The organism is Frankia sp. CeCAU1 (assembly GCF_977971845.1).
Genome location: NZ_CDWWXA010000056.1, coordinates 21,929 through 27,971, shown reverse-complemented (window position 1 = coordinate 27,971; position 6,043 = coordinate 21,929). Strand labels below are relative to the sequence as shown.

Sequence of the window (6,043 nt, the reverse complement as noted above, 5' to 3'; positions counted from 1 at the left end):
GTATAGCGCGGGGAGTCCGGGGCGACGACCTCAGACGCGGCGGATCGTGAAGTCACGGCCGGGGGGGATGAAGCGATGGTCGCGATGGGCGGTGGCGTGGTCTGCTGCGCGGTGACATCGTTCGGCCCGGGGGTCGAGCCGCCGGAGGTCAGCCCGACGGTCAGGGCGATGGCCGCGCCCATCACGAGCATGGCCGCTCCGGCCACGACCGCGATCGTCCGCTGCCGACGCCGCTGGGGGTCGCCCGGTCCGCGACCGTGTCCGTCGTGGCGGGCAGGCTCGGCGCGGCGCCGAGCCTCGCCGAGGGGCAACAGCCCGGCGGCGTGATTGTCGTCGTCGAACAGATCCAGGTCGGAGGTCGCCGACACGGGGGTGACCGCGCCGATGCGGGTCACGTCGTCGTCCACCGAAGGCCCCGCCACGCTGTTGAGCCCGATGCTGGTCGGCGCCTCGTGGTCGGGGTCGGGCCGCGTCCGGCCGGGCGGTGCTGCGCGGTTCTGCGGCGTGGTCCGATCCGGCGGGATCACGCGGTTCGATGGGCCGGTGCGGTCGGGTTCCCTGCGACCGGTGCGCGACCCGGCAGCGCCCGCGGCCGCCACGGCGGCCCCGCCAAGGGGGTTGAGCAGGGGATCCACGGTGACGTCGCGGTCAGCGGGGACGGGCGGCGCGGCGGCGGACGCCGGGCGGTTCGTCAGGCGGTTCCCCGGGCCCGGGACAGCCCCCTGGTCTCCCCCGGCCGCCGAAGCTGCCTCGCCCGCCTGGACTCCCGCGGTCCCGGCGACACCGCCGCTCGACCCCGACCGGGAATCCGCGGCCGGTCCGGCGCCTGCTGCCGGCTCGGCCGGGTCGTCGAGGTTCTCCAGGCCGACGTCGACGGAACTCGCGTCCGTCTCCTCGTCAGTCCGAGGACGGGCGTGCATGACCGAAGCCGGTACCGGATTCGCATTGCGCGCGATCGGGATCAGCCGCCGGCGGATCTCCGTCACGTCGGGCCGCTCCTCGGCCGGCCGGTCCATCAGGTCACTGAGCAGGTTGCGCAACGGACCGGCTAGCCGGAAGGCCCGCCGGCGGCCCTCGACCACGGCGGTCAGTACGGCGTAGGTCTCCGGGCCCTCGAACGGCGGCTGACCCTCGACGGCCGAGTACAGCGTCGCGCCGAGCCCCCACAGGTCGCTCGCGGGAGTACCGGAGGAGCCCCGGACCCGCTCGGGAGCGATGTAGGCCGGGGAGCCGACCAGGGCCCCAGCGCCGGTCAGGGTCACGTCGCCCTCGGTCGCGGCGATGCCGAAGTCGGTGAGCCGCACCCGGCCGTCCCGCCCGAGCAGGACGTTCCCGGGCTTGACGTCGCGGTGGAGCACGCCCGCCGAATGAGCCGCGGCGAGCGCGTCGGTCAGCGCCAGCCCGATCGCGGCGACCTGGTCGAAAGGCAGCGGGCCCTGGTTGCGGATCACATCGCCGAGGCTGTCCGCGTCGACGAGTTCCATGATGATCCAGTGCCGCTGATGTTCCTCGACCACGTCGTACACCGAGACGATGGCGGGACTGTGCAGCCTGGCCAGGGCGCGGGCCTCGCGAAGAACCCGGGCCCGAATCGCGTCGCGCTCGTTCTGCGCGCCGGCCATCGGCACGAGGATCTCTTTGATGGCGACCGGACGCTGGAGTAGTTCGTCCTCACCGCGCCAGACGACACCGGCTCCACCACGCCCGATGGGCGCGTCGAGCCGGTAGCGTTGCGCTACGTAGCGAGGTGTGCCATGCCGGGAGGTGTCCGGGGGCACGCTTGCCGATTTAGCCATCGTGTCAAGTCTGACAGATGGACTGATGCGCGCGCCGGACGGCCCGCATCTTTCCGAACACTACGGGCACCGCAAATCCATCGATGGCCGACATCACGGACCGGGCCGGAAGGTGGCGAACAGCTGGCGCACCAACGGTTGATCCTGCAGCCACAGATCCTCCCTGGTATGCCAGTACAGGGCATATCCGTGGCCGTTGCGAATTGCACCCCGGTTGAGCACATGCACCATGACCCCGTCCGACCCGCGGTACCCGAACTCCCAGTCGGCCTGGTTGGTGCCATCCCCACCATCGCTGGGAGCCAGCCGTATCTGCCGATAATCCCGCACGCTCTGCCGGAAGCCGGCCTCGTTGCGTTGCCAGTCGCCGATGGCAGAGGTGTTTGCTTGCCTGACGCTACCGACACGTAGGAAGGACCGGGTAGCCGGGTCCACGAAGTCGACGTTTCCGGGTCCGCCGGGCCCCTCACGGCGCTGCCAGTCCGAGGGGTACGCCACGGACCAGCCGGCGGTGGGATCGACGTAGGACACCCAGCCAGGCGGGCCCGCGACCGGGGTGGTTTCCCGGGCGACGGGGTCCCCGGCCGCCGCCGGATCCGCCAGGGCCGACCCGTCGGCTCCGGTCGGCGCCGAGATGCCGCCGGTCTGGTTGGCCGAGGTGTCGCGGCTCCTGTCGTCCGGGCCCCCTGTCACCACGATCACGATGCCAATGATCGCGGCGGCGACCAGCGCCACGAGCGTCGCCACGGCGATGGTCACGCGGCGTCGATCACCGGCGCCGGGGTCGCGTGGCGGATCTTCCGCCGGCCCGATTCCCGCCGGCCCGTCGGGCGCCGGCCGCAGCCGGGCGGTCGACGGCGGGGAGGCCGGTGCGGCAGTGGCGAAGAGATTAGCCAGTTCGACGTCGCCGCCGGTGAGACCGTTGCCGTGCCCTCGGCCGATGAGCCGGGCCCGGGCCGGGATTCCGCCCAGGGCACGCATCCGGTCGATCGAGTGCATGCGCTCCAACGGCCCGGTGGGACGGGACCGAGGTGTCCGCGACGGCGTGGCCTCCTGGCGCGTCTCGGTGTCCTGGCGCGTCTCGGTGTCCTGGCGCGTCTCGGCGCCCGGCGTGGTCAGGGCGGCCACCGGTGCCGGGACGGCACTGATCCCGGAGACGGCACTGGTCTCCGACCGGGTCTCGGTCTCCGGGAACCCGGTGACGTCGCCGGAGGGGACGGCTTCGGTGGCCTCCTCGGGAGGTGAGGGGTGGGCGGGTGACGTGGCGAGGACGGTCTCGGCGACCTGTGCCGGTGCGGCGCCGACGGGTGTTTCCGGTGTTTCCGGTGCTCTGGGCGGCACGGGCATCGTGGCTGCGGGCATCGTGGCTGCGGGGGTTGTGGCTGCGGGGGTCGCGGCCGCGGATGCTGCGGTGGCGGACTCGGCCGGTGTGGTCGGTACGGCCCGTGCGGCCGGGGAGGTGGTACGTGTCGATGAGCGGGGGCGAGTGGGCCGAGAAGGACGCGAGGGCCGGCGGACCGCATCTCGTTCGACTATCTCGCGCAGTCGCCTGCGTACGACGGTGAGCGGTGGTCGGCTCGCCTCGTGCGGGGCCATCAGGTCGTCGATCACCGGTACAAGCGGTCCGGCCAGCCGGAAGGGCTGGCGTCGTCCCTGAACCAGGGCAGCGAGCACCGAAATCGGGTCACCGCCGGTGAAGGGCGGGTAACCTTCGACGGTGGTGAACAGCGTGGCGCCCAGTCCCCACCGGTCCCCCGCGGCGCTGCCGGCATCGCCACGGGCGCGTTCCGGCGGCAGGTAGGCGGGGGAGCCCATCACCATCCCGGTGCTGGTCAGCCGGGGATCCCCCTGGCTGACCGCGATGCCGAAGTCGGTCAGCCGGGCCCGGCCGTCCGCGGTCACCAGCACGTTGCTCGGCTTGACGTCGCGGTGCACCACGCCGAGCCGGTGCGCGGCCTCCAGGGCGTAGGCGAGGCTGACGCCGATCCGGCACGTCTCCTCGACCGGCAGCGGTCCGCGATCGTTGATGATCGTGCCGAGGGACCGGCCGTCAACGTATTCCATGATGATCCAGGGCAGCTCGCCATCGTCGATGACGTCGAGGACGGCGACGGCACCGGGATGATGCAGCCGACCGGCGGCGCGCGCCTCGCGCAGGACCCGCTCGCGGGTCAGGCCGCGTTCGTCCGCGTTCTCCCCGAGCGGCAGCCGTACTTCCTTGACTGCAACCACGCGCTGGAGCAGCTCGTCGGTGGCCCGGTGCACGACGCCGAATCCGCCGCGTCCGATGACCCCGTCGAGCCGGTACCGTCCCCCGACGAGGGTCACCGCCCTGGCCGAACCCGGATTGTCCGGGGACTCGCCTGCCATCCCGTCGTCCCTTCCGATCGCCGGTGGGGCCCGCGTCCATGGGATCACATCGTGGCCGGATCGTGGGGGGTCGGGCATGCTGGCGACAGCGACCGAACGGACCACGGACATGGGGTGGAGTGTGAACGACAAAGACTGGGAGCGGTTGCGGAACGCTGCTGTCCGTGTCGCACAGAGTGCCTACGCGCCCTACTCGGGTCTGCGGGTTGGTGCTGCCGCACTGGTCGTGGATCTGCCGGACGCCGCCGGACGTGCCACCGGTGACGACCCGTGGATCGTCGTCGGCTGCAATGTCGAGAACGCGTCCTACGGCCTCGGGCTGTGCGCCGAATGCGGTCTCGTCTCGGCGCTGCACGCCAGAGGCGGTGGTCGGCTGCTGGCGTTCGCCTGCGTCGACTCCGACGGTGCGCCGTTGGCGCCCTGCGGACGGTGCCGTCAGCTGCTCTACGAGCACGGCGGGCCGGATCTGCTCGTCGCCATGGGCGACGGCGTGCGCACCATCGCGGACCTGCTCCCCGCAGCGTTCGGACCGCACGATCTGCCGGGTGTCGCGTGAGCGGAAGCTTCGACGTCGTCGATCTGATCCGGGCCAAGCGGGACGGTCGACCCGTCGATCCCCGGGCCGTCGACTGGCTCGTCGACGCCTACACCCGGGGCCTGGTTGCCGACGAGCAGATGTCGGCGTACCTGATGGCGGTGGTGTGGCGCGGGATGACTCCCGCCGAGCTGGACCGCTGGACCGCCGCAATGATCGACAGTGGGGAGCGCCTGGATCTGACCGGTGTGGGACGTCCCACCGTCGACAAACACTCCACCGGAGGGGTCGGCGACAAGGTCTCGCTCGTGCTGGTGCCGCTGGTCGCAGCCTGTGGGGCCGCGGTCCCACAGCTCGCCGGGCGGGGGCTCGGTCACACCGGTGGAACGCTGGACAAGATGGAGGCGATCCCCGGCTGGCGGGCGGATCTGTCGGCCACCCGGATGCGTGAGCTCCTCGCCGAGGTGGGTGCGGTGATCGCCGCCGCGGGTGCCGGCCTCGCCCCGGCCGATCGCCGGCTCTACGCGCTGCGGGACGTCACCGGAACCGTCGAGTCGATCCCGCTCATCGCATCGTCGATCATGAGCAAGAAGATCGCCGAGGGCACGTCGGCGCTGGTCCTGGACGTCAAGGTCGGCTCCGGGGCCTTCATGACGTCGGTGGATGAGGCCCGTGAGCTCGCCCGGACGATGGTCCGGATCGGCGTTGCCGCCGGGGTCCGCACCGAGGCCCTGCTGACCGGGATGGACCATCCCCTCGGCCGGACCGCCGGGCATGCGCTGGAGGTGGCCGAGGCCGTGGAGACCCTCCGTGGTGGTGGGCCGGCGGATCTGGTGGAGGTCACCGTCGCGCTGGCCAGGGTGATGATCGACCTCGTCGCCGCCGAACTCGGCCACCGGTCCGGTGCTCTTCATGATCCCGCGCAGGTGCTGGCTGCCGGGGACGCTTTTGCGGTGTGGCGGGCGATGGTCGCGGCCCAGGGCGGCGATCCGGACGCGCCGCTTCCGGCTGCGAGTCATGTCGAGACCGTCCCCGCGCCGGCGACCGGCTATCTCCACCGCCTGGACGCCCGAGCGGTCGGCCTGGCGGCCTGGCGGCTTGGCGCGGGCCGGGTCCGCAAGGAGGACGCGGTCTCCGCGACGGCGGGCGTGCGGTGGCGGGTGGGAATCGGTGACCCGGTCACGGCCGGCGAGCCGTTGCTGGAACTGCACACCGATGACCCGGCCAGCGTCGAGCGGGCCCGGGAGGCCCTGGCGGGAGCGGTGGAGGTCGCCGCGGCGCCACCCCCGAGCACACCGCTTGTCCTCGATCACATCAGCTGAACCGGTCCCGGCGGTCCGGA

The 6,043-nt window shown here is 72.4% G+C and carries 4 protein-coding genes; 2 read left to right on the top strand and 2 right to left on the bottom strand.

The features are described from left to right. Together AC08OO_RS12040 and AC08OO_RS12035 are read right to left on the bottom strand one after the other, a co-directional pair. A partial coding sequence (locus tag AC08OO_RS12040) for a serine/threonine-protein kinase (RefSeq protein WP_476618512.1) occupies nucleotides 1-1,796 on the bottom strand: 1,796 nt, incomplete at its 3' end. A 93-nt stretch (nucleotides 1,797-1,889) separates the two neighbouring features. After that, a complete protein-coding gene (locus AC08OO_RS12035; RefSeq protein ID WP_476610075.1) occupies nucleotides 1,890-4,166 on the bottom strand; it encodes a serine/threonine-protein kinase in 2,277 nt (758 codons plus the stop codon). Between the two features lie 121 nt (nucleotides 4,167-4,287). Here AC08OO_RS12035 and AC08OO_RS12030 point away from each other — a divergent pair, with 121 nt between their 5' ends. Then, entirely contained in the window at nucleotides 4,288-4,722 is a 435-nt protein-coding gene (locus tag AC08OO_RS12030) for a cytidine deaminase (RefSeq protein ID WP_476610076.1), read from the top strand. Next, nucleotides 4,719-6,023 carry a thymidine phosphorylase gene (locus AC08OO_RS12025; RefSeq protein WP_476610077.1) on the top strand — a complete coding sequence of 435 codons (1,305 nt, stop codon included), beginning with the start codon at nucleotides 4,719-4,721 and terminating at the stop codon, nucleotides 6,021-6,023. Before AC08OO_RS12030 ends, AC08OO_RS12025 begins: the two co-directional genes overlap by 4 nt. The last annotated feature ends 20 nt before the right edge of the window (nucleotides 6,024-6,043 follow it).